At 71.7% G+C, this 25,889-nt stretch carries 24 protein-coding genes and 1 tRNA gene; 7 read left to right on the top strand and 18 right to left on the bottom strand.

Annotated elements, in window-relative coordinates; all coding sequences use genetic code 11:
- Positions 1 to 2: 2 nt before the first annotated feature.
- Positions 3 to 392, bottom strand: a complete 390-nt coding sequence (locus IPJ95_09815; GenBank protein ID MBK7923906.1) for a cupredoxin domain-containing protein — start codon at positions 390 to 392, stop codon at positions 3 to 5.
- Positions 393 to 828: 436 nt separating this feature from the next.
- Here IPJ95_09815 and IPJ95_09810 point away from each other — a divergent pair, with 436 nt between their 5' ends.
- Together IPJ95_09810 and IPJ95_09805 are read left to right on the top strand one after the other, a co-directional pair.
- Positions 829 to 1,371 (top strand): hypothetical protein, encoded by a 543-nt coding sequence (locus tag IPJ95_09810; protein ID MBK7923905.1) that lies wholly within the window; start codon positions 829 to 831, stop codon positions 1,369 to 1,371.
- Complete coding sequence (locus IPJ95_09805; protein MBK7923904.1) at positions 1,368 to 1,823, top strand: prepilin-type N-terminal cleavage/methylation domain-containing protein; 456 nt, start codon at positions 1,368 to 1,370, stop codon at positions 1,821 to 1,823. Before IPJ95_09810 ends, IPJ95_09805 begins: the two co-directional genes overlap by 4 nt.
- A gap of 64 nt (positions 1,824 to 1,887) precedes the next feature.
- Here the strand turns inward: IPJ95_09805 and IPJ95_09800 are convergent, their stop codons facing one another.
- Positions 1,888 to 2,724, bottom strand: coding sequence for a polyphosphate kinase 2 family protein (locus IPJ95_09800; GenBank protein MBK7923903.1), 837 nt, complete (start codon positions 2,722 to 2,724; stop codon positions 1,888 to 1,890).
- A gap of 159 nt (positions 2,725 to 2,883) precedes the next feature.
- Here IPJ95_09800 and IPJ95_09795 point away from each other — a divergent pair, with 159 nt between their 5' ends.
- Positions 2,884 to 3,348: a DUF4440 domain-containing protein gene (locus IPJ95_09795; GenBank protein MBK7923902.1), complete on the top strand. Its 465-nt coding sequence runs from the start codon at positions 2,884 to 2,886 to the stop codon at positions 3,346 to 3,348.
- A 31-nt stretch (positions 3,349 to 3,379) separates the two neighbouring features.
- On the opposite strand, the gene IPJ95_09790 is transcribed toward IPJ95_09795, so the two are convergent.
- Positions 3,380 to 4,063: a hypothetical protein gene (locus tag IPJ95_09790; protein MBK7923901.1), complete on the bottom strand. Its 684-nt coding sequence runs from the start codon at positions 4,061 to 4,063 to the stop codon at positions 3,380 to 3,382.
- 745 nt (positions 4,064 to 4,808) lie between these two features.
- A complete protein-coding gene (locus tag IPJ95_09785; GenBank protein ID MBK7923900.1) occupies positions 4,809 to 6,161 on the bottom strand; it encodes a DUF839 domain-containing protein in 1,353 nt (450 codons plus the stop codon).
- A 346-nt stretch (positions 6,162 to 6,507) separates the two neighbouring features.
- On the opposite strand from IPJ95_09785, the gene IPJ95_09780 reads away from it, so the two are divergent.
- On the top strand, positions 6,508 to 7,911 hold the full coding sequence (locus tag IPJ95_09780; protein MBK7923899.1) for an FAD-dependent oxidoreductase: 1,404 nt from the start codon (positions 6,508 to 6,510) through the stop codon (positions 7,909 to 7,911).
- Positions 7,912 to 7,952: 41 nt separating this feature from the next.
- On the opposite strand, the gene IPJ95_09775 is transcribed toward IPJ95_09780, so the two are convergent.
- On the bottom strand, positions 7,953 to 8,804 hold the full coding sequence (locus IPJ95_09775) for a hypothetical protein (GenBank protein MBK7923898.1): 852 nt from the start codon (positions 8,802 to 8,804) through the stop codon (positions 7,953 to 7,955).
- Positions 8,805 to 8,827: 23 nt separating this feature from the next.
- Between IPJ95_09775 and IPJ95_09770 the strand changes: the two genes are divergently transcribed.
- Entirely contained in the window at positions 8,828 to 9,112 is a 285-nt protein-coding gene (locus IPJ95_09770) for a tyrosine-type recombinase/integrase (protein ID MBK7923897.1), read from the top strand.
- Positions 9,113 to 9,189: 77 nt separating this feature from the next.
- On the opposite strand, the gene IPJ95_09765 is transcribed toward IPJ95_09770, so the two are convergent.
- The 5 genes from IPJ95_09765 to galK form a co-directional block, all read right to left on the bottom strand.
- Positions 9,190 to 10,038, bottom strand: a complete 849-nt coding sequence (locus tag IPJ95_09765) for a hypothetical protein (protein ID MBK7923896.1) — start codon at positions 10,036 to 10,038, stop codon at positions 9,190 to 9,192.
- Between the two features lie 52 nt (positions 10,039 to 10,090).
- Positions 10,091 to 10,498, bottom strand: a complete 408-nt coding sequence (locus IPJ95_09760) for a hypothetical protein (GenBank protein ID MBK7923895.1) — start codon at positions 10,496 to 10,498, stop codon at positions 10,091 to 10,093.
- A gap of 939 nt (positions 10,499 to 11,437) precedes the next feature.
- Positions 11,438 to 11,523: transfer RNA gene (locus IPJ95_09755), tRNA-Leu, on the bottom strand.
- Positions 11,524 to 11,626: 103 nt separating this feature from the next.
- Entirely contained in the window at positions 11,627 to 12,505 is an 879-nt protein-coding gene (locus tag IPJ95_09750; GenBank protein ID MBK7923894.1) for a DUF2911 domain-containing protein, read from the bottom strand.
- A 40-nt stretch (positions 12,506 to 12,545) separates the two neighbouring features.
- Complete coding sequence (gene galK / locus IPJ95_09745) at positions 12,546 to 13,670, bottom strand: galactokinase (GenBank protein MBK7923893.1); 1,125 nt, start codon at positions 13,668 to 13,670, stop codon at positions 12,546 to 12,548.
- A gap of 44 nt (positions 13,671 to 13,714) precedes the next feature.
- On the opposite strand from galK, the gene IPJ95_09740 reads away from it, so the two are divergent.
- Positions 13,715 to 15,298, top strand: a complete 1,584-nt coding sequence (locus tag IPJ95_09740; GenBank protein MBK7923892.1) for a hypothetical protein — start codon at positions 13,715 to 13,717, stop codon at positions 15,296 to 15,298.
- 4 nt (positions 15,299 to 15,302) lie between these two features.
- Entirely contained in the window at positions 15,303 to 16,382 is a 1,080-nt protein-coding gene (locus IPJ95_09735; GenBank protein ID MBK7923891.1) for an AI-2E family transporter, read from the top strand.
- Between the two features lie 120 nt (positions 16,383 to 16,502).
- On the opposite strand, the gene recN is transcribed toward IPJ95_09735, so the two are convergent.
- From recN to rny, 8 genes are read right to left on the bottom strand one after another with little or no spacing between them, the layout of a single operon-like run.
- Positions 16,503 to 18,167 (bottom strand): DNA repair protein RecN, encoded by a 1,665-nt coding sequence (gene recN, locus IPJ95_09730; GenBank protein ID MBK7923890.1) that lies wholly within the window; start codon positions 18,165 to 18,167, stop codon positions 16,503 to 16,505.
- The gene (locus IPJ95_09725) at positions 18,164 to 19,033 is read right to left on the bottom strand and encodes an NAD(+)/NADH kinase (GenBank protein MBK7923889.1); all 870 of its coding nucleotides are present in this window, start codon (positions 19,031 to 19,033) and stop codon (positions 18,164 to 18,166) included. The genes recN and IPJ95_09725 overlap by 4 nt, the downstream gene beginning before the upstream one ends.
- The gene (locus IPJ95_09720) at positions 19,030 to 20,928 is read right to left on the bottom strand and encodes a 1-deoxy-D-xylulose-5-phosphate synthase (protein ID MBK7923888.1); all 1,899 of its coding nucleotides are present in this window, start codon (positions 20,926 to 20,928) and stop codon (positions 19,030 to 19,032) included. The genes IPJ95_09725 and IPJ95_09720 overlap by 4 nt, the downstream gene beginning before the upstream one ends.
- Positions 20,929 to 20,976: 48 nt before the next feature.
- A complete protein-coding gene (locus tag IPJ95_09715; GenBank protein ID MBK7923887.1) occupies positions 20,977 to 21,909 on the bottom strand; it encodes a polyprenyl synthetase family protein in 933 nt (310 codons plus the stop codon).
- Complete coding sequence (gene xseB, locus IPJ95_09710; GenBank protein ID MBK7923886.1) at positions 21,896 to 22,141, bottom strand: exodeoxyribonuclease VII small subunit; 246 nt, start codon at positions 22,139 to 22,141, stop codon at positions 21,896 to 21,898. The genes IPJ95_09715 and xseB overlap by 14 nt, the downstream gene beginning before the upstream one ends.
- Entirely contained in the window at positions 22,138 to 23,295 is a 1,158-nt protein-coding gene (gene xseA, locus IPJ95_09705) for an exodeoxyribonuclease VII large subunit (protein ID MBK7923885.1), read from the bottom strand. The genes xseB and xseA overlap by 4 nt, the downstream gene beginning before the upstream one ends.
- Before the next feature lie 53 nt (positions 23,296 to 23,348).
- Positions 23,349 to 24,230: a bifunctional methylenetetrahydrofolate dehydrogenase/methenyltetrahydrofolate cyclohydrolase FolD gene (folD, locus tag IPJ95_09700; GenBank protein MBK7923884.1), complete on the bottom strand. Its 882-nt coding sequence runs from the start codon at positions 24,228 to 24,230 to the stop codon at positions 23,349 to 23,351.
- Complete coding sequence (gene rny, locus IPJ95_09695; GenBank protein MBK7923883.1) at positions 24,227 to 25,837, bottom strand: ribonuclease Y; 1,611 nt, start codon at positions 25,835 to 25,837, stop codon at positions 24,227 to 24,229. Before rny ends, folD begins: the two co-directional genes overlap by 4 nt.
- Between the last annotated feature and the right edge of the window lie 52 nt (positions 25,838 to 25,889).

Raw genomic sequence — 25,889 nt, 5'->3', positions numbered from 1 at the left:
GGCTACGGCTGCACCGTCAGGGTGCCCTTCATGCCCAGCGCCTCGTGCGGGGTGCACGCGAACTGGTAGGCCCCAGCCGGGAAGCGCCCGTCGATCACCAGGTCGTAGGTCTGCCCGGCCTTGGTCAGGAACGGTCCGGTCTTCGCGACCCCGAGGGTGGCGGCGGGCGGAGCGGCCTTGAAGTCCACATTGTGCGGCATGACGCCGGTCTGGGTGAAGCGCACGGTATCGCCGGCGGTCACCGTGACGCTCGCCGGCTCATAGCGATACTCGGTGGCCGACACGTCCGTCATCTTCACCACGATGACCCTTCCGGCGGGCGGATCGCCGGGGGTGGTCCCGGCGGCCAGGGTCAGGGCACTACCGACCAGCAGGGCGAGCTTGGCAGACATGGGAGCGTCTCCGTCAGGGGGAAGGCGAGGCTGTTGGCCCAGGCAGGTTCGTCTCGTGCCGGCGGCGCCTGGATCGGGAGCACTGCGACAGCGACCGCGCCGGATGTCGGGCTGAGCATTCCGATCGCGACGGCCGACAATGCGACTCGGTTCATGAAGGAGGGATGAACCCGGCAAGAAAATACCTGACGCATCAACTGTATCGCTGCGCAACAGGCCATGTTGCGCAAGAGCGCGCGGCGAACTCACTGGCTGCGTGATGAAGGTCCGACGGCGGGCCAGGCCGGGAGCCGGTGGCGCGGGCATCCTCCAGGGACGGCGAGGCGACGGGCGCCCATGCGGAAGCCCCTGCGCCCGGGAAAGCCGCGCCGGGCTTCCCTCCCGGCCGGGGGCTCCGTCTGGCGCGAAGTCGCCCAAGGCTATATTTCACGTACCCATGGCAGACACCCCGCGGCCCTCAGGCCCTCGCCGCCCCACCGGGTCCACGCCGGCCCCGCCGAGCGCCGACCCGAACGACCGGCAGGCCCTGCTCAAGGCCTATCAGGACGTGGTCCAGGAGCAGAAGGACAAGCACGGCGGACCGAGCGCTCTCCCCGCCGCGCCGCCGTCGAAAGCCCCCTTCTGGATCTTCATGCTCACGCTGGCCGCGGGCCTCACCGCGATTCTGGTCCTGCAGCCCGAGTGGCTCTTTCCGAAGGTGCCCCCCGAGCCGCCCGCCCTGCGGGAAGCCAGCCTCCGGGTGCGGATGTACGTGGAGATCGACCATATCGAGTCGTTCAAGGCCGCGGAGGGTCGCCTGCCGGCCACGCTGCTCGAAGCCAAGGGAGACACCACCGGCCTCACCTACGCCCCCGGCGAAGGGGGCTATTCCCTCACGGGGCGCAACGGCGCCATCAGCCTGACCTACGCCTCGAGCCAGGCGCCCCGGGAGTTCCTCGGCGACAGCTACACCCTGATCAGCCAGCGGAGCGGCAAGTGAGCCACCGGCGCGGCTGGACGATGATCGAGCTGCTGATCGTGATCGTGGTGCTCGGCCTGCTCTCCTCGCTGGCGGCACTCAAGTACATCGACCTCTCCCGCACCGCCTACGCGGCCAAGATCGTGGGAGAGTTCACCACGGTCCGCCTGGCGGCCTACAATTACGAGGCCGACCACAACAACCTGTGGCCCGGCGACCAGGGCCCCGGCATCCCGCCGCCGGAGCTCGACACCTACCTGCCCGATGGCTTCAGCTTCGTGACCCCGACCTATCAGCTCGACTGGGACAACCGCAGCCCGTCGGTGGATCCCTACCAGGTCGCCATCTCGGTGACGACCACCGACGCGCGGCTGATGAACGCGCTGGTGCAGAACCTCGGGAGCAAGGCGCCCTACATGGTCCTGGGCAACCGGCTCACCTATGTGCTGATCGACGCGAACGGGAACTGGTAGGGCGGGATGGCGGCGGGGTGGCAGCGCGCGGGCCGGCCGGGTGGCCGGCCCGTTTCTCGTTGCGCTACTCCTCGATCGTGCGGCGGGCGGTGGTCTCCCGCTCCCACTCGCGCGCGATCTTCATGACCTCCGGATCCACCCGGGGGAAGGCCGGCGCCATCCGCTCCAGGGTGCTGCTCACCACCTGGGCCACCAGCAGGTCGCGGGTCTTCTTCCGGTCGGCCGGCACCAGGTACCAGGGGGCCCACGCGGTGGATGTCTTCTCGAGCACGTCCTCATAGGCCTCGGTGTAGTCATCCCACCGCTTCCGCTCGTCGAGGTCGCCGACCTCGAACTTCCAGTTCTTGAGCGGGTCGTGCAGCCGCTCCAGCAGCCGGTCCTTCTGCTCCTCCCGGGAGATGTGCAGAAAGAACTTGACGATGGTCACCCCGTTCTCCGACAACATCCGTTCGAAATCGTTGATCTGGTCATAGCGCTTCGACCAGACGGCCTTGGGCACCAGCTCGTGGACCCGGACCACGAGGACGTCTTCATAGTGTGAGCGGTTGAAGATGCCGATCGTCCCCTTGGGCGGCACCACCTGATGGACCCGCCAGAGGTAGTCCCGGGCCAGCTCGTAGACCGTGGGCCGCTTGAAGGTGTTGACGACGCAGCCCTGCGAGTTGACCGGCCCGAAGACCTTGCGGGTGAGGCCGTCCTTGCCCGCGGCGTCGCGGCCCTGGAAGACGACCAGCAGGGCCTGCTTCGACTCGGCATACAGCGCCACCTGCTGTTCAACGATCTTCGCGACGATCGGCGCCACCAGCTGCTCGGCCTCCTCACCCTTCGGCTCCCGGTCGTCGATCGCGTTGTCGTCGGTGAGTTGGACCTTGCTGCCAGGCTTGACGGGCTTGAGTGGCATCGGGGAACTCCAGGCGTGGACGGTTGGGCGGCTCAGCGGCTCGGCGGCTCGGCGGCTCGGCGGCTCGGCGGCTCGGCGGCTCGGCGGCTCGGCGGCTCGGCGGCTCGGCGGCTCGCAGAATGGTACCGGACAACCTAACCCACAACCAATGAGGTGAACATGAAGCGGGGGATCACGTCGGCGGTGCTCGCCACCCTGGCCCTGGCCTGCCAGCCAGCCGCCCGTCCGGTGGACCTGACCGCCGCCCGGGCCAGCCTGCTCGCGGTCGACGCGGCCTACGACTCCAGCACCGCCGCGTCCGGGACGGCGGGCTGGGTGGCCTACTACACCGACTCGAGCCGGATGATCGACGCTGCAGGCAACTTCCTCGTGGGGCCTGCGGCGATCGAGAGCTACATGGACCCCATTCTCGGCGACACCACCCGGGCGCTGCGATGGACCCCGGACCACGCCGAGGTCTCCGGCGACGGGACGCTCGGCTACACCTGGGGCCGCTGGACGATGTCGACCCGCGACTCCGCCGGCACGCGGCAGGAGGGTCAGGGCCGGTACATCACCGTCTGGCGCCGGCAGGCCGATGGCCGCTGGAGGGTGGAGGCCGACCTGGGCACGGACACGCAGTAACGCAGCCGCCCGGCGATGGGCGACCCACCCATCAGCGGCCCGGGGCGGCCGTGATCGGGGGCTCGGGGTCCGCGCGGCGGCGGCGGGCGGGCCAGGGGATGTGCCGCGCGTTGTGCCAGGCGGCACGGGCGGCGGGGTCCCGGCGAAACGCGGAGCGCATCACGGCGTCCAGCAGGTGGATGATGTCGAGGAGCTCCGCCGCCCGCGCGGCGAGGCCGGCGGTGGCCTCCACCCGTCGCTGAACGGCGGTCCTCGCCTGACGGCCGAGGCGCTCCCACTCCGCCAGGCCTGCCCGGAGCCGCGCCACATCGTCCGGGAGGAGGCCGACCAGGCGCACGAAGGCCGCGGCGCGGTCGGCCTCGTTGGCCGCGAGGGTGCAGGCGCTCCGGAAGTCCTGTTCATTGGCCCGGAAGGGGGGCATCGGGTACGGGGTGACGTGACCGGGCGCGCGTCGGGCGGCGGCCCGCAACAGGTCGATCACCACGCGGAGTTCGTGCGCCTGCAAGTCGCGCCGGGAGCGATTCCGGGCCCCGGTGGCGGCCAGCCCGGCGCGGCGCCAGTGCAGCAACTCGTGCGCGCAGCGCTCCGCCTCCGCCAGGCAGGCGGCCAGCCGCTCCAGCTGGCGGGGCGCGGCCGCGCAGGCCGCCGGGTGCTGTTCGCAGAAGCCGGACACGCGCCAGCCCACTTCAAGCTTGAACCGGATCCAGCGATGCATGGCCGACGGTCTCCTCTGCCGACGGGTCGGGACGCCGTGCGCCTACGAGGGATGGGAAAGCGAGGACCGTGCCAACCGCGCCGAGCGGGTGGGCCGGACCCGCGCGTGGGCCTGCAGCGGCAGGCGCACGTGGATAAGTCGTGGGCGGGCGACGATAGGTCGCGGCGGGAGCTGTTGTCATGGGACCGGGTGCGCGGGCAGAGCTGCCGAGGGCGCCGGCCGGCCGATCGTGTGTCGCTGCAGGGCCGCCGGCCCCGGCGGACGGCAGCGCCGGCCTCGCGGGAGCGCCTTCCGCCCCGTGGGCAGTTCCAGGGGAGCGATGGTAAGTCATTGGCAATGCGTGGGAAGGCCATTCCGACCGGGCGGCAGTGGCCCCAAGTGCGCCGGCAGCGGCTGCATCCCCGGCGGCGGGGCGGTCTACCGGTCCGGACGGCCCGGGCACTCGAGCGTAAGCACCGGGGGCGCCGACGAAAGCCCGTGCAGCCGCGACAGCCGCACTCCCGGGCGCGTGGGCCGTGCCGGCAGGCGGGTGGGCAAGCACCGCAGCTCGCCCCGCCGCCGGCGCGGGGGCGCCGGCGGCCTGACTGACCCGGTCGTCAGGAGGTGCGGGGGCAGGTGTCCGGCTGGCAGGACGGTCGTGTCCGCGCTCCCGGACACCGCGCAGCGCCCGGCACCCGTCGGCGGGGCCCCCCTCCCCGGGCACCACGGCGCCGCGTGCGCATGGGGCACGCGGCGCCGCGCCGGGCTAGTTCCCGGCCCGGAGGAAGTTCACGTCGCGGAGCCTCTGGATTGCCACCGCGTGGTCGCGGGGATCGCCGCCACCCCGGTGCTGGAGGTTCACGAACAGGGTCTTGTTGGAGAGGCTGAGATAGACCCCGGTCGGCTCGGCGTCGCAGTCGGTGATGGTGAAGAACCGCTCGGCCGGCAGCGCCACGGCGGCGCTGTTCCGGTTGTACGGGGCGAACCAGACGTCGTCGCCCAGGGTCTTGCCGGTGGCGGCGCTCCCGCCCGGATCCTCGGTGATGTAGAGGTTCCCGGCCTTGTCGAGGGCGAGATTGTCCGGGGCAGTGAAGTCGACGGGAGCGTTGACGCCGTTGCGGACGTAGTCGCTCACGAACACCTGACCCTGCGGGCCCGGCTTGAGGTTGATGGCGATCACGCGATTCTCGCCGGTCAGCGCCACGTACAGGATGTTGTTGCCCCGCTGGTCGCTGCCGGTGCTGGTGCCGATCTCGACATCCTCCGGCCGGGAGTAGCCCGTGGCGCCCTTGGCGGCGGCCTCGGCAAGGGAGTTGATCTCGGAGGCGGCGCTGTCGAGCAGCACCCACTGGGCCCAGCCGGTCCGGTCGCCCAGGTCGGTCACGATCTGCAGGGCGTAGAGCTTGCCGCTGGAGAGATCGTTCCGGCGATTGGGCACGAAGCGGTAGATGTAGCCCGGGCCGGTCTCGGAGATGCCGTAGAGGTTGCCCTTGTTGTCGAACCGCAGCCCCTCGTGGGCGCGGGCCCCGACGGCCTGCCGCACCCACGAGGCCCCGGTGGCCGGATCGATCTCATAGACGTGCCCGCCCTCGGCGAGCGGCTGGGTCGGATCCTTGAGGGCCGAGGCGGTGACCTCCTCCGCCGCGATGAGGGTACCCCACGGGGTCCAGGCGATGCCGTCGAAGCGCTCCCAGTCGGCGCGCTCGGCCACGATCGAGGTGAGGCCGGACACCAGGTCGGTCACCGAGACGCCGGCATTGGCGCCGATCTCGTGGGCCCGGTAGAGGAACTGGCCACGGTTCCGGCCGGTCTCGTTCACCGTGTTCATGTCGGGGAGATCGGGGAACCCGGTGCCCTCGAAGGCCACGATGCTGCTGGTGTACCCGGCGGGCAGCACGATCTGCTGGCTGGTGCCGCCAGCGACGCAGGCGGCCGACGTCGGGATCGGGAGGAAGGGCAGGGTCTGGCCGGCGGGGACCTGCGAGAGCACCGGGCCATTCTCAGCGAACGCCGGCGCTCCGGCGCCGGGACCAGGGAGGGTGTCGGGGGAGCAGGCGACGAGGGTCGCCGCCGAGGCGAGGAACGCCCCGACCAGCGAAAGGCGCCGAGGAGTGTGCATGGTGCGGTCTCCATCAGTAAGGGAGGAAGTCGGGAGAGAGACCATGCAGAGTCGGCGACCCGCGTAACGGGGGCGTGGCGGGTCGGATGGTGATCGGGTATCGGTTGAGTCTCTTCGGCCTGGGTGGGGGCCAGGTGCGAGATATCCGAGGGCATTCTCCACTGCCGGGGTGCCTGGGGCGGGTTCCCGGCAGGAGACCGCGGGTGCCGGCGAGCACGCGGCGAGTCTCCGCGTGACCATGGGAGGTGGGCGTGTGCCCGCCCGGAGCACCGGGCGCTTCCTGTGCCCATCGCGCCGCGTCGCTACCTTTTCTGCTCGTCCACTGACCCAGGCTTCCGAGGACCGCATGGCCCGCCCCTCCCCCGCCCCGCACCGTTCCCTCTGGCTCGAGGAGGTGGCCGGTGACGCGCCCGATGCGCCGGCGCTCAGCGGCGCCGCCCGCGCCGACGTGGCGATCGTGGGCGGCGGCTACGTGGGACTGTGGACCGCCCTCCGGATCAAGGCGCTGGAGCCGGCCTGCGACGTGGCGGTGCTGGAGCAGGACATCTGCGGGGGCGGGGCCTCGGGCCGCAACGGCGGCTTCGTGCTGGCCTGGTGGCCCAAGCTCTCCACCCTGGCGGCCCTGCTCGGCGATGCCGAGGCCATCCGCCTGTGCCAGGCGTCGGAAGACGCGATCGACGAGATCGACCAGTTCTGCCGCGCCCACGGCATCGACGCGGACTTCCGCCACGGCGGCTGGCTGTGGACCGCCACCAGCCAGGCCCAGCTGGGCGCCTGGGACGCGGTGCTGCGGATCTGCGCCCGCGCCGGGGTGAGCCCGTACACCGCGCTCGACCCGCGCGAGGTGGCGGCCCGGAGCGGCTCGCCGGTGCACCTGGCCGGGGTGCTGGAGGCCAAGGCCGCGATCGTGCAGCCGGCGGCGCTGGCGCGCGGGCTGCGCCGGGTGGCACTCGCGCGCGGCGTTCGCATCTACGAACACACCCAGGTGCACCGCCTGGGACGCGGGCGACCGGTGCAGCTCGCGACCGCGCGGGGCACCCTCACCGCCGACCGGCTGGTGATCGCCACCAACGCGTGGGCCGCGAGCCTGCGGGAGCTGTGGATGTCCCTTGCGGTCATTTCCAGCGACCTGGTGGCCACCGCGCCGGTGCCCGAGGAACTCGACCGCCTGGGCTGGAACCGCGACCTCTCCATCACCGATTCGCAGACGATGGTGGACTACTACCGGCTGTCCCGCGACGGGCGGGTGGTGTTCGGGAAGGGCGGCTGGACCATCGCCTTTGGAGGGGTGATCCGCGCGGCCTTCGACCGGAGCGCCGCGCGCGCCGCCGAGGTGACCGCCGACCTGCACCGCTACTACCCGAGCCTCCGGGACGTGCCGATCACCCACGACTGGTCGGGGCCGATCGACCGCTCGCCGATGGGCTTCCCGCTCTTCGGCCACCTGGGGGGGCGGGAGCACATCGTCTACGGCGTGGGGTGGAGCGGGAACGGCGTGGGGCCCAGCGTGATCGGCGGGAAGATCCTGGCCAGCCTGGCCCTCGGCCGCCGGGACGAATGGAGCGCGTCGCGGCTGGTGGACTGCCACCAGGGCTACTTCCCCCCCGAGCCGGTGCGCTTCCTCGGCGCCCACCTGGTGCGGGCCGCGGTGGCGCGGCGGGAGCGGGCGGACAACGCCGACCGGACCGCGCACTGGCTGGTGCGGCGGATCGCGGCGCTGGCGCCCGCGGGGCTGGAGGACAAGGAGTAGGCGGCGCGGCGAATGTCACGCCCCAGGCCGCACCGTGGGGGTCACTCCGGCTCGGGCGCGCACTCCCCTTCCCACTCATCACCGTACTCGTCGGTCAGGTGCTCCAGACTCTGTTCCGCTTCGAGCCGGAAGAGCCGGCTGGCGCGCGGGGTGAAGTACCTCGTCCACCGTCCGATGGCCCACTCCTCGCGCAGCGCCGCGTCCGGTTCACCCGCCCCGATCAGCTCCGCCCTGGCGCCCAGCGCATCCGCGGACATCGGGTCCAGCCCGAGTTCCCCGGCCACCGCATTGAGTGCGGCGAGCGGATCGGCCCGCGCCACCTCATACCGCAGCATCGTCGGCGTGGGGCCCTCGATGCGGCCATCCTCGATGGCGCCCAGCGTTCCGAAGTAGGCGCTCACCGCCTCATCCCACAGGTGGGCGCCGTAGCGGACCCAGTCGTAGTCGGCCAGCAGGAGGCCGGGCCGGCCTTCGAGCACCTCGGCGGGATCGGCCCGGAAGCATCGATACAGCTCGGGCATGCGGCTGCCCTCGCCCGGCGTGGCAAGGAAGCGGCGCAGGGCCAGTCCCTCCGCACGGAGTTGCCGGATGGTCCACGCCACGAGGACGTCCCGGCCGTCCCGCAGCACCTGGAACTCCGGCGCCCGGGCGGTACCGGTGCCCGCAACGACGATGCGCCCCAGGTGCGTGGCCCCCGGTTTGCCGCCTGCCGCGCCGTGTGTGGCGGGGGGGGCCGCCGGCTCCAGGGGAGGAGTGGTGCCTGGCGCACGACCGAGCGGCCCCAGGCGATCGGGAGGGTCGGCCACCGTGATGGCCGGATGGAGCGAGACCAGGCGGCCGAGCCAGTCCATCCCACTGCACGGGAAGCCCGCGATCGAGAAGGAAGCCGTCATGGCCTGATCGTACCACCTGGGCGGTGGAACGCCAGCCCCTCGGGCTATGGTCGCGCCGCCATCCGCTCCCCGGGGCTGGCGTGACCGGCTTGGATCGACTGCGGCTGTATGACCTGAGACATTCGAGCGCAACGTTGGGCTTGGACGCGGGCGAGGACCTGAAGACGGTCTCGGAGCGCTTGGGCCACAGCACCATCAAGCTCACCGCCGACACCTACGCCCATGTGCAGGAGAGCATGAAGCGCCGCTCGGCCGATGCGCGCGAGGCGCTGCTGTTCGGCGCCCCGGGCACCGCTGCGGCCCGGTAACACTACCGCCCCGGGGCAGCCTCGCCCGGGGCGGTTGCACGAGAGCGCTGCACACCTACGCAGCTATGGGTCCCGGCTCACTCACCCGGGCCGCAGACGGTCCCTTCGTTGGCCTTGGTCTGCACGACCGTTCCGTTGTACGAGAGTTGGACGGTGCCCGTGGCAGAAGTTGTGAAATAGGTGTCCTTGAAGCTCTGGCCGGCGGCGGGGACGGCCACAGCGAAGGTCTTGCTTTCTGCAGCGCCCACGACCGCATAGGTGACCTTCACCCGAATGTCGCCGGAGTTGCGAATCCGAAACCGATTGCCGCATCGGTAGGACATCGTCAATGCATTCGGAAGCAATGGGGTTGCTGCTGGCTTCCGATAGTAGAGTTGAGCTCGAATGAACCGGGCGGCAGCCTGCACAACTGGCGCAGACGATGCTGACGCCAATTGGGCAAGGGTGGTGCCAATTTCATCGGCCGCGTTGGCGGCAAGCGGCGATGTAGTGAGCGTCGCCTTGAAGCTCGGTTCGCCGGAGAGCTGCCCGGCGCCACCTGAAATAGCCAAGTCAAGCTGCCCGGGTACCGCTACATATGAAGAATCCAAGTAGGTCACCAATACCTGGAGAGCCGCGAGGCGCAGGCGCAAGACGTAGGAGTTACTTGCGGCGATTGGGCGCACCGCAGCAAGTACCCGGCTGTCGCGCAGGTACCTGCTTGCCTCTACAAGTGCGTTCAGCGTGGTATCGTCCGCCGCAAACCCCGCCCATGCCCCGGCCACAATCGATGGGCCAGTGACGCCACACGCCTTCAGACCCGAGATGCCAGAGCGCAGCGTCACAGGCAGGGCAGCTCTCTGGGCGGCAGCCAGACATGCTGCGTGGAGTGAGGAATCGGTGGCTTCCCGCACCTGGGCGGCGGCACCGTGGCTCCAGAAGAACACCCCAACCAGTCCAGCGCAGAAGCGCAATGTGTGCGTCATTGTGACCGGAGGCCTAGTAGTTGTAGATGAAATTGCAGGACGATGATCCGTCATCTGGGACGCGAAACGCATTTCGGATAGGATCGTTGTCGAATGCCGCCGATTGCTGAAGCGCAAGGGCGCCAATCATCGAGGCAGCGTCAAAAGGGTCGCGCACACCATTCTGCAACAATAGTCCTTCGGTTAGTCTTGCGCCGATGGAGTCGACCGACGCCCTGAAGATGGCGACGTGAGAGTCCAGGTTCGTGGGCGGAAAGCCCTCATGCAACTTGATGTCAGGGATGATCGAAATGACGCGCGCCTGACTGCAATGACCAGTGGTTAGCTGGTGTTGCCAGAACTCTGACCCCACGCTAAGAGCAATGCCGTCATATGCAACATCAGCGGCCGTAAGAATAGGAATATCATCGTAGACGGCCAAGCCGTCGTTCGGGCCCCCAACGACAAAGAAGGGATTGCCACCCTGCAGCCTGGACCCCAGCCAGCTCCGACCTAGCAACGTGTCAGAAATAGGGTGCCCAGTCAGTCGATTCTCCGCAGTAACATCTCTCGCAGCCTGATGTTGGGCGAGCTTCGCACTCCAGTCTCGCGGTTGCACGACAATGGCGACCGAGGCTACCTCGGGTGTACCAGCAACAGTCCCGGCTACCGAGACAGTACCACTTACCACTACGGGCCCGCTCCACTGCGTCGAACTAGCCGTGGCCGCGGGCCGAACTACGGGATTGGTCAGCGAGTCACTCGTAAAGGTCCACCCGCTAACTGCTGGAGCCGATCCATCAGTATTCGAGGCAGTACAGGTTACGGACGCCTCGCGGATCGGGGCAATCACATCACACGACAGCTGAAACAAGCCGTCTGGGCTCTGACCTACCCCGCCGCCCGGAGGCGGGCACTGCGGGGATGGGATATCCGGGTTGCAGATGACGGCCCCTGTGTGGCCCGGGCCGGGCCGCTCCTCGGTCGTCGGAGTACAGGCGATCAACGCAGCCGAGGCAAGCAGCAAACTGACCCTGGCCACGTTGGCCAGCACTGATACGCGAGGCGTCATCACGATTCACTCTGATCAAGGAAGAGAGACCGAGTATGGCAAGCCACAGTTGATGAATCGTTGACCCGAGGACACTGCACAGCTTGTAGCGGCGGTGGATAGCCGAAAGGTAGCACCAGCCGCGCCACGCCACCGGCGACTCGGGTCACGGGCTCCCATGGCCCTGCCGGGTCCGCTCAGCCGCCACGGCGGCTACCCCCCAAACCCGGGCCCAACCCGGGCCCAACCAGGCCATCAATGCCAGCGGGCCGCCCCGATCCATCGAGCGGCCCGCCGCGCCTAACCGGATCCGTCCAACGACTTCCAGAATGCTCGGGGAGGGTCTCGAACTCTCACGGGGATTGCTCCCCTAGGGATTTTAAGTCCCTTGCGTCTGCCAGTTTCGCCACCCGAGCGACGACCCAGAAGCTAGTCCGCCGCGCGCGGGGCGAAAGGGGAACGGGCCACGGGGACTGAGCACGCGATGGCAGCAGCCATCGGGCGCCGAACACCCCGTCCCTACCGCGACCCCACGCGCCGCGCCACCGCGGTGGTCGAGTCGACCTGGTCGCGGACGTCGATCCGCACCACCTGGCCATCGCGCCGGATGAACTCGAACAGGAGTGTCGGGTCCACGTCGTAGACGTCGGGGCCCTCGCTCGGGTAGTGCCAGCGCGGGATGAACCAGTCGGGCCGGATGCGCACCATCACGAACGGCATGGTGTCTCCCACCACCCACTGGCCGTACATCGCGCCGTCGTGATGCGTCACCAGGAACGGCTCCGGGGTGGCCGTGTCGCCCGGCGTCACCTCCCGGTACTCGTACCGCCCGAGGTATGGGGCCGCGTCCGCCGCGGAGAGGTCGATCCGGTACCGTGATTCCACCGTGATGCGCACGGCCACCCGGGTGGTGCCCCACTGCATGGCCAGCGTGCCGCCCTGCGGCCGGAGCTCGGGCCACCACCACAGCAGGGCATCGGCGTACGGCGCCTCCACCGTCCGGACCGGGAAGCGATACTGTCCCGCGATCGAGTCGGGCCGGTCCTCGTGGAAGCGGCGGTGCCGCGGGTCGAGGATGAGGGTCCACTCCCCCGACGGGCGCACCACCAGCCACACCGAGTAGCGTCCCTTGCTGACCGGATGGCCGTCCAGGGTGAAGTCCCGCCCGGCATCGAGCGTGGTGGCCCAGTCGGCACCCGGGGTCCACACCTCGCCCCACTTCACCACTCTGCCGAACAGGCCCTCGCGCCCACGCGAGCGGGGCCGCGAGTACTCGAGGGCGAACCGGGCGCCGTCGATGACCTGGGTGACGGTGCCCGGCTCGCTGGCGCGGGACTGGCCGGGGAGGGCGGCGGGGAGGGCGAGGAGGGCGAGACACGCCGAGAGGGGGTGACGCATGCGCGTGAGTTCCGGAGAGGGTTGAAAGAAGGGGGGCGGACTACTTCTCGCTCCGCACGCCGGCCGCCGCCTTGGTGACCCAGGCCGCGGGGAGCCGCCCGAACGCCTCGCGATACTCCGCCTGCACGGCGGTGAGCATCCCGCGTTCGCTGGCCTCGGGAGCCAGCGCGATCACCGCCCCGCCCCAGCCGGCGCCGGTGAGCCGCGCGCCGTAGGCGCCGTGGCGCACCAGCGCGTCGACCAGCAGGTCGGCCTCGGGGCAGCTTGACTGGTAGTCGTCCCGCAGCGAGGCATGGCCCGCCACGAGCAGGGTGCCGGCAGTGACGAGATCCCGCCGGGCGAGCGCCGCGGCGGCGCGGCGGGTCCGGTCGGTCTCGGTGACCACGTGCCGCAGCCGCAGGCTGAACGGCGGGGGCAGCTCGCGCACGAGGGTGGCCAGGTCATCGTACGGGACATCGGCCAGGGTCCGCGGGGCGGGCCCGCGACGCGCCACCAGCTTGAGGGCTTCCTCGCACTCGCGGCGGCGGGTGTTGAGTTCGCCGCCCGTGAGGCGGTGCGCCACGCCGGTCTCGAACACCCACACGCGGCTGGGCAGCGGCACGTGCTCGAGCCGCGCGGTGGCGGTCTCGAACAGCAGCGCGTAGCCGCGCCTGGCGAGGGCGGAGATGGTCTGGTCCATCCGTCCGCACTTGACGCCCACCTCGTCGTGCTCGGCGTGGTAGGCCACCTCCGCCAGCGTCTCGGGAGGCACCCGGCGGCCGGCGAGCCCGGTGAGCGCGCGCGCCACCGACACGGTGAGCGCCGCCGAGCTGGAGAGCCCCGCCCCGATCGGCACCGTGCTGGCCACGGCGAGCTGCGCGCCCCGGGGCGCCAGGCCGGCGCGACCGAGCACGCGGATGACCCCGGCCACGTAGCCGGTCCAGTGGTCGCCCAGGGGCGCCTCCGGATCGAGGGCGTGCACCGTGCCATCCACCGCCGACACCACGCGCCATCCCTCGCCGTGCGCGGCCACGACTGCCGTGCGCCGCTCGATGGCAAGGGGCAGCACCGGGCCCCCGTTGTAGTCGAGGTGTTCGCCGATCAGGTTGACCCGGCCCGGGGCCGACACCAGGACGGTCGGGGCGCTTCCAAACCGCTCCCGAAAGAGCGATGTTGCCTGTCGCACGGGCGACGCCGGTCCGCGTTGCAGACTGTCCTCCCGGAGGTTTCTTGGTTCGGTCCCTGCGGCTGCTCGCCGCGGTCACCCTGCTGTGGCCCACCACCCTCGCCGCCCAGCTCGAACCGCTCGGGGCGCCCAAGGGCACCCTGCGGTTCGACCTCGGCGGCCTGTTCCAGAGCGCCGACCGCACCTTCCTCGACGGCCGGACCCAGGACTACCTCGCCGACTTCGGCGGCTCGGCGTTCGGCGCCAACCGCCTGCCCTTCCTGGCCCCGACCGACTCGGTGCTGCGCCAGGTGCTCGGGCAGTCGGGCTACCGCCTGCATCTCGGCCGCCAGCGGAGTCACGGCCAGCTCACCATCGGCAGCGGCATCATCGGCGGCGCGCTGGGGCTCACGTCGAAGCTGACGCTGTTCGCCCGGGTTCCCCTGGTCACCACCCGGGTGCAGGCCCGGCTGGCGCTCGATTCCACCAGCGCCGACGGCGGGCTCAATCCCGCCCATCCCGCGCTCGGCAACAGCCTGGACCAGGGCCGGGCCACCACGTTCTTCACCACCTTCGACGCCGCGCTCGCCGACCTCGGCGCACGCATCAGCGGGGGAAGCTACGCCGGGAATCCCTCCCTCGATAGCCTCGCGCGCGACATCCAGGCCCGCGCCGCCGTGCTGCGCGACCAGCTCGCCACGATCACCACCGACCCGCTCAGCGCCTCGTACTTCCTGCCCAGCACCACCAGCCCCACCGGCCTGGCGCTGACCAGCCTGATCCGCGGCCTCAGCGACACGCTGGTGACGACGCTCGGCGTGGGCACCGCCCTCACGGACCCGGTGCTGGCCAACAACCGGCTCACCGACGCCGAGTTCGGGGGGTTCCTGACCGACCTGGCCGGGCCCATCGCCGCCTTTCCGCTGGCGGAGTCCAAGATCCAGCGCGCCGGCGACATGGACGTGGGCGCGGTGTACACGCTGATCGACCGGTGGGACCGGCGGGGCGCGCGGCCGGGCGGCCTGCGGCTGGCGGTCACCGGCACCCTCCGGCTCCCGACCGGCCAGCGCGACAACCCCGCGGTGCTGACCGACGTGGGCACCGGGAACGGCCGCTACGAGGCCGGCGTCACCGGCACCGCCGACGTGGGCCGCGGGCGCTGGGGCGCGCGGTTCACCGGGGGCTACACGGTCCGCTTCGCCTCGCTCCGGGTCAAGCGGGTGGCGCTGCCGAGCCAGCCCTACGCGCTCGCGGGGCGGCTGGCCAACATCACCTACAACGCCGGCGACGTGCTGAGCGTCGGCGCCCAGCCCTTCTTCCGGCTGGCGCCGCTGTTCGCCCTCTCGGGCTCGGTGGATTACTGGCGCAGCGGCGCGGACGCGGCGAGCTACTACCGTGCCACGGACGCCATCCCCGGCGTCTCCGCCGGCGACCTCGCCGCCGACTCCCGCCGCAGCGCGCTGGCGCTGGGCATCGGGGTGAGCTACGTGGGCCGCGCCGCGCACGAGTGCGAGCCGCGCCGTCCCTGCGGCCTCCCGATCGATGCCACCTGGCGCTATACCAGCGTGTACGCCGCCACCGGCGGGCGGGTGGAGAAGTTCCGCACCACGCGGCTGGAGATCCGATGGTACCAGCGCCTCTGGCGGTAAGCGGATGAGCGGCCCCGGCGACCGGCCCAGCCTGGCCAACCGGATCCGCACCGCGGAGTTCCGCTCGGTGGCGGTGAGCGGCCTCTTCGTCCTGGCCGTGCTGTACACGCTGCACCTGGCCCGCGACCTCGTCCTGCCGATCGTCCTCGCGATCTTCCTCTCCCTGCTGCTCCTCCCGGTGGTCCGCCTGCTGCGCCGGCTGCGGGTGCCCGCGGCGGCCGCGCCGGCGCTGGTCCTGCTGCTGCTCGTGTCCGGCGGCGCCACGGCGCTCTACAATCTGTGGTCGCCGGCCACCGAATGGGTGGCCCGCGCGCCGCAGGACCTCAAGGTGCTGCAGGGCAAGGTGCGCCGGATCATCCGGTCGGTGGAACAGGTCACCCGCACCGCGGCGCAGGTGGACGAGATCACCGACGTGGCCGGCTCCGACGCGCCACAGGTGGCGCTCAAGCAGCCCAGCCTCTCGGAGACCATCTTCGGCGGGGCGTGGCACCTGCTGGCGGGGGGGCTGGTGGTGCTGGTGCTGGCGTACTTTTTCCTGGCCTCCGGCGACCACTTCCTGCGGAAGCTGCCCCGGGTGATGCCGCGCGAGGAAGCCGACCGCGTCATCGCGATCGTCCAGGAGACCGAGTCGCAGATCTCCCGCTACCTGCTGGCCGTGACGCTCATCAACCTCGGGCTCGGCGTGGTGAGCGGCGTGGTCTTCGCGCTCCTCGGCATGCCCACCCCGGTGCTGCTCGGCGTGCTCGCGGCCACCCTCAACTTCGTGCCCTACGTCGGGCCCATCACCATGGCGGTGCTGCTCGTGATGGTGGCGCTGGTGAGCTTCCCCGAGCCGGGCCAGGCGGTGGCCCCACCGCTGGCCTACCTCGCGCTGCACGCCCTCGAGGCGAACTTCCTCACCCCGCACCTGCTGGGCCGCCGGCTGCCGCTCTCGCCGGTGGTGATCTTCGTCGGCTTCCTGTTCTGGTGGTGGCTGTGGGGCGTGGCCGGCGCCATCCTCGCGGTGCCGATCATGGTGACGATCAAGATCGCCTGCGACCGGACGGAGGGGCTGGGGGAGGTCGGGGAGCTGCTGGGGAGGTAGGGGAACGGGAAACGGGAGGCGTGGAGCGGGAACGGCGGAACTCGGCCTGCCTCGTACTACCGCCACTCCCTCGGGCCCGGGTCGCGGCTGCGCCGCTCCCGAAGGGCCCTCGTCGCCGCCCTACCGCCTTACCGCATCCCCGAGCAGGGCCGCCGCGTGCTGGCGTGCGGTGGCGGCGTCGGCATCGCCGAGCATGCGGGCGATCTCGGTGACGCGGTCCTCGCCGTGGATCTGCTGCACGTCGCTGGTGGCCAGGCCGCGCCGGGCCACCTTGCTCACCACCAGGTGCCGTTCGGCCCGGGCGGCGATCTGCGGCAGGTGGGTGATGACCAGCACCTGCCGGCGCGCGGCCACCTCCGCCAGCGCGGCCCCCACCTCCGCCCCCACCTCGCCGCCGATCCCGGCGTCGATCTCGTCGAAGACCAGCGTCGGCACCTGGTCGTGCCGCGCCAGCACCACCTTGAGGGCGAGCATGATGCGCGAGAGTTCGCCCCCGGAGGCCGCGCGGGCGAGCGCCCGCGGCTCGAGCCCGGCGTTGAGCCGGACCATGAACGTCACGCCCTCCTGCCCCGACGATTCCACCCGCCCCAGCGGCGCCAGCTCCACGTCGAGCTTTCCGCCCGCGAGCCCCAGCTGCGGCAGCAGCCGGGACACTCCACGCGCCAGCCGGGCACCGGCCTCCTTCCGCTTGGCGCTCAGCGCGTCGGCGGCGGCCTGCGCCGCCCCCTCGGCCGCCACCCGGCGCGCCGCCAGCTGGCGCAGGTCGAGGTCGGCGGTGTCGAGCAGGTCGAGCTCGCGCGCGGCCTCGGCACGGGCGGCAAGGACGGCATCGAGGGTGGTGCCGTGCTTCTGCTTGAGCCGGTAGAGCACGTCGCGGCGCCGTTCCACCTCGGTCAGGCGGGCGGGGTCCTCCTCCAGGCCATCGGCGTAGGCCTGGGCCAGCCGGGCCAGCTCGGTGAGCCCGGCGTAGGCGCCGTCGAGCAGCTCGCGCCAGGGGGTGACCGTCGCGTCGATGCGCTCCAGCCCGCCGAGCAGCCGGTCGGCCTGGCCGAGGGCGGGGAGGGTGCCGCCCTCCTCGTCGTCCAGCAGGGCGGCAAGCCGTCGCGCCTGCTCGGCCAGGGTGCCGGCGTGGCCCAGGCGGCGGGCCTCGAGGTCGAGGGCCTCGTCCTCGCCGGCGGCGAGCTTCGCGTCGTCGATCTCCTGCACCACGTGCCGCAGGTAGTCGGCGCGGCGGCGCACCTCGTCGCGCTTCTCGCCGAGGGCGTGCTCTTCCGCGCGGAGCTGGCTCACGCTGCGCCAGGCGTCCTCGAGGGCGGCGCGCTCGGGGAGCGCGCCCGCGAAGGCGTCGAGGATGTCGCGCTGGGCGTCGGGGTGGAGCAGCGACTGGGTCTCGTGCTGGCCGTGGAGGTCCACCACCAGGCTGCCCAGGCGGGCCAGGGTGCCGATGGTGGCCGGGCTGCCGTTCACCCAGGCGCGGGAGCGGCCGTCGGCGCCGATCTCCCGCCGGACCACCAGGCGGCCGTCCTCGGGCTCGAGGCCCAGCTCCTCCAGCCGGCGACGCAGCGTGGCGTCGGCCACCTCGAGGGCGCCCTCGACGGCGGCGCGCTGGGCGCCGGGGCGCACCTGGGTGCTGTCGGCGCGGGCGCCGAGGAGGAGGGCCACCGCGTCCACCAGCATGGACTTGCCGGCCCCGGTCTCGCCGGTGAGGGCGTTGAGGCCGGGGCCGAGCCTGAGGGTGACGTCCGCGATGGTGACGAGGTCCCGGACACGGAGTTCGGTGATCACCGGATCACCTCGCGCTCGGAGAGGTCGCCCCAGTTGAGCTTCTGGCGCATGCGGGTGAAGTACCCGTCGCCGCCGAGCCGGACCAGCAGCACGCAGGTGGTGGCGCGGCGGACGTACACCCGGTCGCCCACGGCCAGGGTGGTGCCCAGCTGGCCGTCGTAGGAGACCAGCAGGTCGTCGGCACCGGGGGAGAGCGGCTCGGTGCAGATGGTGGCGTCGGGCGGCACCACCACCGGGCGCACCGCCAGGGTGTGGGCGCAGACCGGGGTGATGATCATCGCCTCGACGCCGGGGGCCACGATGGGGCCGCCGGCCGAGAGGGAATAGGCGGTGGACCCGGTGGGGCTGGCGATGACCACGCCATCGGCGCTGTAGGGGCCGAGTTCCTCGCCGTCGACGCTCAGCCGGATGCGGACCACGCGGGCCACGCCCGACTTGTGGACGGTCACGTCGTTGAGCGCCAGCTGCTCGGCGCGGACCCCGCCCTCATCGCTGAGGATGGTGGCGTGGAGCGTCAGGCGGCGCTCGAGGACGTAGCGCCCGGTGAGGAGCGCCTCGAAGGCCTCGCGGATCTGTTCGCGGGTGGCGGTGGTGAGGAAACCCACCCGGCCCAGGTTGACGCCGAGGATGGGGACCTCGCGGCCGCGCAGCAGGCGGGCGCCGCGGAGCAAGGTGCCGTCGCCCCCGAAGGTGATGAGGGCGTCGGGAACTTCCTGGTCGAGCAGCGGGCGGACCTCGTCCCACAGGGGGACCAGGCTCGGTTCCGTGAGCAAACGCACGCCGCGAGCCGGGGCGAGGGCCGCCAGCTCGCGGAGCACCGCCTTGAGGTCGGCGTAGCGAGGATTCCCGACGACCCCGAGGTTCATCGCGCCTCGACGCTCTCCTCGCTGTGGAGCGCCCGGAGCCGCCGGGCGATCCCGCCGGCCGAGAGCCCGAACGCCTCGAGCTGCTCGGTGCGCGGCGCCTGCTCCACCAGCTTGTCGGGGATGCCGAGCGCCACCACCCGGACCTCGGGGTTGGTGGTCTGCAGCGTCTCCGCCAGGTAGGCGCCGAAGCCGTTGACGATGGTGCCCTCCTCGACCGTCACGAAGGTGCGGTGCTGCGCCGCGAGCACCTGCAGCATCCCGCTGTCGAGCGGCTTGAGGAAGCGGCAGTTGACCACGGCGGCGTCGATGCCCTCCGCCGCCAGCTGGGTGGCGGCCTGCAGGCTCGGCTCCACCATCGTGCCGACCGCGAGGATGGCCACGTCCTTCCCCTCCCGCAGCAGCTGCCAGGTGCCGTAGGGCACCGCGGCGATCTCGGCGGCGGGGCGCGGCTCGGCGGGCACCTTGTCGCGCGGGTAGCGGAGCGAAAAGGGGCCGTCGGCGTGGGCCAGCGCGGTGCGCAGCAGCCCGATCATCTCGTCGCCATCGCGGGGCGCGGCCACCGTCATCCCGGGCACCGCCAGCATGTAGGCGATGTCGTAGAGCCCCATGTGGGTCTGGCCGTCCTCGCCCACCAGGCCCGCGCGGTCCATGCAGAACGTCACGGGCAGGTGCTGCACCGCGATGTCGTGGATGATGTTGTCGTAGGCCCGCTGCATGAAGGTGCTGTAGATGGCCACCATGGGACGGATCCCCTCGGCGGCCAGCCCGCCCGCGAAGGTGACCGCGTGCCCCTCGGCGATCCCGACGTCGAAGAAGCGCTCCGGCCACTTCTTCTGGAAGATGCTGGTGCCGGTGCCACTCGGCATCGCGGCCGTCACGGCCACCAGCTCGGGGTGCTCGGCCGCGAGCTGGGTGATCGCGTCGCCGAACACCTGGGTCCAGGTGGGCGGGCCGCTGGCCTTCTTCTTGGGCTCGCCGGTCTCGGGATCGTAGGCCGCGAGGCCGTGCCACTTTTCCTTGTTGGCCTCCGCCAGCGCGAAGCCCTTCCCCTTCTCGGTGATGATGTGGATCACCCGGGGGCCGGTCATCGGCTTCACGAAGTGGAAGGTATCGATCAGCTTCTTGAGGTCGTGGCCGTCGATGGGGCCGAAGTACCGGAAGCCGAGCTCCTCGAAGAACATCCCGTCGGAGAAGAGGTTCTTGGCGCTCTCCTCGAGGTTCTTGGCGAACTCCACCACCTCGGGCCCGAAGACCTTGCCCAGCCGGAAGGTCCAGTGCTTGATGTGCTCGCGCAGCCGGTTGGTGGCCGGGCTCGCCGCGATGGTGCCCAGGGTCTTGCTGATGGCGCCCACGTTCGGGGAGATGGACATCCCGTTGTCGTTGACGATCAGGATGACGTCCCGGTCGGAGTGCCCGGCGTTGTTCATCCCCTCGTAGGACAGCCCGCAGGTCAGCGCGCCGTCGCCCACGATGGCCACCACCTTGTTGCTGCCACCCCGGAGGTCCCGGGCGGTGGCCATGCCGAGCGCCGCGGAGACGGCCGTGGCGGCGTGGCCGGCGCCGAAGGCGTCGTGCGCGCTCTCGGAGCGCTTGAGGAAGCCCGAGATGCCGCCGGTCTGGCGCAGGGTCGGGAAGCGGTCGTTGCGGCCGGTGAGCAGCTTCCAGGCGTAGGCCTGGTGCCCCACGTCCCACAGGATCTTGTCGGTGGGGGAATCGAACTCGTACAGCAGCGCGATGGCCAGTTCGACCACGCCCAGGCTCGCCCCGATGTGCCCGCCGGTCTCGGCGCAGCAGTCGATGAGGCGTTCGCGCACCTCCCGCGCCAGCTCGGGGAGCTGGTCCCGGGGGATCTGCTTGAGGTCGGCGGGTGAGGCGATGCCAGCGAGCAGGCTCATACGACGGCTTCCGTGTTCAGGGTTCCGGGCCCGGCGGGCGGCGCCCCTTCAGGATTCCCTTGCCACAATATACTGCGCGAGGGCGGCGAGGGGTCCCGGCGGGATCCCGGCCCCCTCGAGGTGCCGCACCGCCTGGCTGGCCAGGGCCCCGGCCTCGTCGCGGGCCCGCTCCACCCCCAGCAGGCTCACGTACGTGGACTTCTCCAGGGCGACGTCCCGGCCCGCGGTCTTGCCAAGCTGGTCGCTGGTGCCCGTGACGTCCAGTACGTCGTCGGCGATCTGGAAGGCGAGGCCCACCTCCTGGCCGTACGCCGCCAGCGCCTCGACCGCGGCGGGCGGTGCCTCGGCCGCCATGCCGCCCAGCACGCACGCCGCCCGGATCAGCGCGCCGGTCTTGCCCCGGTGCACCGCGATCAGTCCCTCGAGGTCCAGCTGCTTCCGCTCCGCCTCCAGATCCAGCCACTGTCCCCCGACCATCCCCCGGATGCCGCCCGACTCGAACAGCTCCTCCGCCATCCGCCCGAGGGTCGCGGGCGGCAGCAGGAGGTCGCGGGCCGCCTGGGCCAGCACCAGCCCCGCCACCGGGACCAGCAGGAACCCGACCCGGGTGGCGGTGGGCACGTCATAGGCGCGGTGGGTGGTGGGGCGGCCGCGGCGGAGGTCGTCGTCGTCCATGCAGGGCAGGTCGTCGTGCACCAGGGAGTAGGCGTGCACGGTCTCGACGGCGGCCGCCACCGCCGCGATGGCGGGCGAGACCCCGCCCACGGCCCGGTAGGCGTTGATCACCAGGGCGGCGCGGACCCGCTTGCCGGGGGTATTCAGGGCGTAGGCCAGCGCCTCGCCGGTGCGGCCGGGGACGATGGTCTGGATCCGCTCGCTCCAGGCGCCGAGCAGCGCGTCCACCCGCTCGCGCGCCTCGGCCAGGGCCTGGCGCGCCTCGAAGGCGGCCGGCGGCGGCGCGACCGGCTCACTCCCCGGCATCGAGTGCCTCGGTGCGCAGGGAACCCGCGGCGTCCTCCAGCACCTTCTGCACCCGCGCCTCCGCCTGCTGCAGCCGTTCGCGGGCGTTGCGCAGCCGGCCCACCCCCTCCTCGAACAGCGCGAGGGCGCGGTCGAGGTCGCCATCCTCCCGTTCCAGCTGGCGGACGATCTCCTCCAGCCGGCGCAGTTCGTCGGTGAGCGAAGGCGGGACCTCAGGCGTCGGGCTGGTCATGGAGTCGGTTCCACGCGGGCGGCGACCGTACCATCGCTCACCCGCAGGCCGAAGGAAAGCCCGGGCGTGAAATCGGCCCGGCGGCGCAGCACCCGGCCATCGGCGGCCTGCGCCACGCCGTAGCCGCGGTCGAGCACCCGCAGCGGCGAGAGGGCATCGAGCTGGGCCCCGAGGCGTTCGAGGTCGCGGCGGGGACGCTCCAGCCGCCGGGTGAGCGCCGCCTCCAGCCGGTCACCAGTGCGCGCCAGCCGCTCCCCCGCGAGCCGGGTGCCGCGCCCGAGGGCCTGGGCCAGCCGGGTGCCCAGCGCGGCGGCCTGCCGCACCAGGTCGGCGCGGTCCGGCACCGCGAGTTCGGCCGCGGCGGAGGGGGTAGCGGCCCGCACGTCGGCCACCAGGTCGGTCAGCGAGAGGTCGGTCTCGTGCCCGATGGCGGAGATCGTGGGCACATCCACCGCCGCGAGCGCGCGGCACACGGCCTCGCTGTTGAAGACGGCGAGGTCTTCCTTGCCTCCCCCACCCCGCGCCAGGATGCAGAGATCCACCGACTCCAGCCGGTTGACCACGCCCAGCGCCCGCACCACCTCGGCCTCGGCCTCCGCGCCCTGCACCTTGGTGCCGACCACCAGCAGCTGCATGGCGGGCCACCGCTTGCGGGTGACGATGATGATGTCGCGCAGCGCCGCGCCGTCGAGGCTGGTGACCACCGCGATGCGCGCGGGGAGCGGCGGCAGCGGCCGCTTCCGCGCCGGGTCGAACAGCCCGTCCTTCTCGAGCGCGCGCCGCACCCGCTCCAGCGCCAGCTGCGCCTGCCCCACCTGGTCGGTGACGAGCAGCTCGGTCACCGTCAGGCGGAACTCGCCCCGCTCCTCCCACACCGTGGGGGTGCCCCGGAGGAAGACCTGGGTGCCGGGCGCGGGCGGCGTCTTGAGGCGGGACGCGTAGGTCCGCCACATCACGCAGCGTACCTGGGCCTCGGCGTCGCGCAGGGTGAAGTACCAGTGCCCGCTCTGGTAGGCCTTGAGCTCCGAGACCTCCCCCCGGACCCAGAGCGTGCCGATGCTCCCCTCGAGCACCCGGCGCGCCGTGCGGGCGAGCAGCGTGGGCGTCCAGGGGGCGTCGGCGGCCGGGTCGGCGAAGAGATCGGGGGTCGTCATGGGGGAGTTCGGCGGCTCGGCGGCTCGAGGCAACGGCCGAGCCGCCGGGCCGGCTACATCGCCTGCTTCATGGCCTGCAGGGTGTTGGCCATGAGCATGGCGATCGTCATGGGGCCCACCCCCCCGGGCACGGGGGTGATGGCGCTGGCCTTCTCGGCCACCTGGGCGTAGGCCACGTCGCCCACCAGCTTGTAGCCCTTGGGGAGGGAGGGATCATCGACCCGGTTGATGCCCACGTCGATCACCACCGCGCCGGGGCGGACCATGTCGGCCGTGACGAACTCCGCCTTGCCGATGGCGGCCACCACGATGTCGGCGCTGCGCACCACGGCGGGGAGGTCGCGGGTGCGGGAGTGGCAGACGGTCACCGTGGCGTCGCCGCCGGGACCGGTCTGGATGAGCAGGTTGGCCATCGGCTTGCCCACGATGGTGCTGCGCCCGATGACCACCGCGTGCGCACCCCTGGTCTCGATCCCGTTGCGGAGCAGCATCTGGATCACCCCCCACGGGGTGCAGGGCTTGAGCGCGGTCGGGTCCCCGATCACCAGCTTGCCCACGTTCACCGGGTGGAAGCCGTCGACGTCCTTGGCGGGGTTGATCCGGAGCAGGACCTTCTCGGTGTTGATGTGCTTCGGCAGCGGCAGCTGCACCAGGATGCCGTGGATGGTCGGGTCGTTGTTGAGCTGCTCCACGATGGTCAGCAGCTCCTCCTCCGAGGCGGTCTCGGGCCGGGTGACCTTGACCGACACCATCCCGGCCTCGAGGCACGCCTTCTCCTTGCTGCCGACGTAGGCCTTGGAGGCGGGGTTCTCCCCCACGAGCACCACCGCCAGGCCGGGGGCGACGCCCCGCGCCTTGTAGCCGGCCACCTCGAGGGCGACCTCCTGGCGGATGGTCTTTCCCAGGGCCACCCCGTCAATGATGCGTGCACTCATCGGGCAATATCCACGGCTCGGGTTTCACGGATGACGACGACCCGGATCTGGCCCGGGTACTGGAGTTCGTTCTCGATGCGGCGGGCGATCTGGTCGGAGAGACTCACGGCGGCGCCGTCGTCCACCCGGTCGGGGGTGACGATGACCCGGATCTCGCGGCCCGCCTGGATCACGTTCGACTTCTCCACCCCGCTGAACGAGTTGGCGATCTCCTCCAGCTTGGTCAGCCGCTTCACGTAGCTCTCGAAGGCCTCGCGCCGGGCGCCGGGGCGCGCGCCGCTGATGGCGTCGGCGGCCTGCACCAGGACCGACTCCGCGGTCTCGTGGGGCACGTCGTCGTGGTGGGCCTGGATGCAGTTGATGACCAGCGGCTGCTCGCCGTACTTGCGGGCCACCTCCACGCCGAGCTCCACGTGGGTGCCCTCGTGCTCGTGGGTGAGCACCTTGCCCACGTCGTGCAGCAGCGCGCCCCGCTTGGCCAGCTGCACGTCGAGCTTGAGCTCGGCGGCCATCATGCCGGCCAGCCAGGCCACTTCCTTGGAGTGGTCGTAGATGTTCTGGCCGTAGGAGGTGCGGTAGCGCATCCGGCCGATCAGCTTGATCAGCTCCGGGTGCAGCCCATGCACCCCCGTCTCGAAGGCCGCCTTCTCGCCCAGCTCCACCAGTTCCGCCTGCAGCTCCCGGGCGCTCTTGGCCGCCAGCTCCTCGATCCGTCCCGGGTGGATCCGCCCGTCCACGATCAGCGCCTCGAGGGTGCGCCGGGCCACCTCGCGCCGCACCGGGTCGAAGCAGCTGATGATGACGGTGTCGGGGGTGTCGTCGATGATGACGTCCACCCCGGTGGCCTGCTCGAAGGCCCGGATGTTCCGGCCCTCGCGGCCGATGATCCGGCCCTTCATCTCGTCACTGGGCAGCGGCACCGCCGACACGGTGGTCTCGGCGGTGGCCTCCGCGGCCAGCCGCTGCACCGCCAGGGCCACGATCTTCCGGGCGTCCTTCTCCGCCGCGCGCTTGGCCTGCTCCCGGATGTCGCGGCCGATGGCCTGCGCCTGGCTCCGGGCCTCGTCCTCCGCCTTCTGCAGCACCTCGCGGCGGGCTTCCTCGCCGGTCAGCCCGGCCACCCGCTCCAGCTTCTGCCGCTCCTCGCCCAGCAGGCGCTCCAGCTCCCCCTCCCGCTGCTTGAGCTCCGCCTGCTTCTCCTGCTCCCGCTGGCGCAGCTCCCCCTCCTTGCGGCTCACCGCCTGCTCGCGGGCGGAGAAGCCGGATTCCTGCTTGCGGACCTCCTCGAGCTTGCGCTCCAGGGTCTGGTCGCGCTCCTCGGCCCGGCGCTCGAACCGCTCCCACTCCTCCCGGCGCCGCTGGGCCTCCTTGTCGAGGTCCTCGCGCAGCCGGAGGGTTTCCATCTTCCCCTCGAGCACGATCTGGTTGCGGGCCTCGAGGGCCTTGGTGCTGGCGTCGGCCACGAGGGCCTGGGCCTCGGCGCGGGCGGCGGCGAGGGTCCGGGTGGCGCTCTGGCGCTGGGTGCGGCTGTAGATGAGGAAGGCGACGGTGGCAACGACCACACCGGCGGCGAGCCCCTCGACCAGGGGCAGGAGGAATGGCGACATGCGATCTATCTCCACAAGCGCCGGCCCCGGGAGGCGGGCGCTGCATTGAGCC

Source organism: Gemmatimonadota bacterium, assembly GCA_016713785.1.
Taxonomy (GTDB): domain Bacteria; phylum Gemmatimonadota; class Gemmatimonadetes; order Gemmatimonadales; family GWC2-71-9; genus JADJOM01.
This window is presented reverse-complemented; position numbering and strand designations above follow the sequence as displayed.

Excerpts from the sequence above, each read along its gene's own strand:
- IPJ95_09815 (MBK7923906.1), bottom strand. The coding sequence starts at position 392 with ATGTCTGCCAAGCTCGCCCTGCTGGTCGGTAGTGCCCTGACCCTGGCC.
- IPJ95_09810 (MBK7923905.1), top strand. The coding sequence starts at position 829 with ATGGCAGACACCCCGCGGCCCTCAGGCCCTCGCCGCCCCACCGGGTCC.
- IPJ95_09800 (MBK7923903.1), bottom strand. The coding sequence starts at position 2,724 with ATGCCACTCAAGCCCGTCAAGCCTGGCAGCAAGGTCCAACTCACCGAC.
- IPJ95_09795 (MBK7923902.1), top strand. The coding sequence starts at position 2,884 with ATGAAGCGGGGGATCACGTCGGCGGTGCTCGCCACCCTGGCCCTGGCC.
- IPJ95_09790 (MBK7923901.1), bottom strand. The coding sequence starts at position 4,063 with ATGCATCGCTGGATCCGGTTCAAGCTTGAAGTGGGCTGGCGCGTGTCC.
- IPJ95_09785 (MBK7923900.1), bottom strand. The coding sequence starts at position 6,161 with ATGCACACTCCTCGGCGCCTTTCGCTGGTCGGGGCGTTCCTCGCCTCG.
- IPJ95_09780 (MBK7923899.1), top strand. The coding sequence starts at position 6,508 with ATGGCCCGCCCCTCCCCCGCCCCGCACCGTTCCCTCTGGCTCGAGGAG.
- IPJ95_09775 (MBK7923898.1), bottom strand. The coding sequence starts at position 8,804 with ATGACGGCTTCCTTCTCGATCGCGGGCTTCCCGTGCAGTGGGATGGAC.
- IPJ95_09750 (MBK7923894.1), bottom strand. The coding sequence starts at position 12,505 with ATGCGTCACCCCCTCTCGGCGTGTCTCGCCCTCCTCGCCCTCCCCGCC.
- IPJ95_09735 (MBK7923891.1), top strand. The coding sequence starts at position 15,303 with ATGAGCGGCCCCGGCGACCGGCCCAGCCTGGCCAACCGGATCCGCACC.
- IPJ95_09725 (MBK7923889.1), bottom strand. The coding sequence starts at position 19,033 with ATGAACCTCGGGGTCGTCGGGAATCCTCGCTACGCCGACCTCAAGGCG.
- IPJ95_09720 (MBK7923888.1), bottom strand. The coding sequence starts at position 20,928 with ATGAGCCTGCTCGCTGGCATCGCCTCACCCGCCGACCTCAAGCAGATC.
- IPJ95_09715 (MBK7923887.1), bottom strand. The coding sequence starts at position 21,909 with ATGCCGGGGAGTGAGCCGGTCGCGCCGCCGCCGGCCGCCTTCGAGGCG.
- xseB (MBK7923886.1), bottom strand. The coding sequence starts at position 22,141 with ATGACCAGCCCGACGCCTGAGGTCCCGCCTTCGCTCACCGACGAACTG.
- xseA (MBK7923885.1), bottom strand. The coding sequence starts at position 23,295 with ATGACGACCCCCGATCTCTTCGCCGACCCGGCCGCCGACGCCCCCTGG.
- folD (MBK7923884.1), bottom strand. The coding sequence starts at position 24,230 with ATGAGTGCACGCATCATTGACGGGGTGGCCCTGGGAAAGACCATCCGC.
- rny (MBK7923883.1), bottom strand. The coding sequence starts at position 25,837 with ATGTCGCCATTCCTCCTGCCCCTGGTCGAGGGGCTCGCCGCCGGTGTG.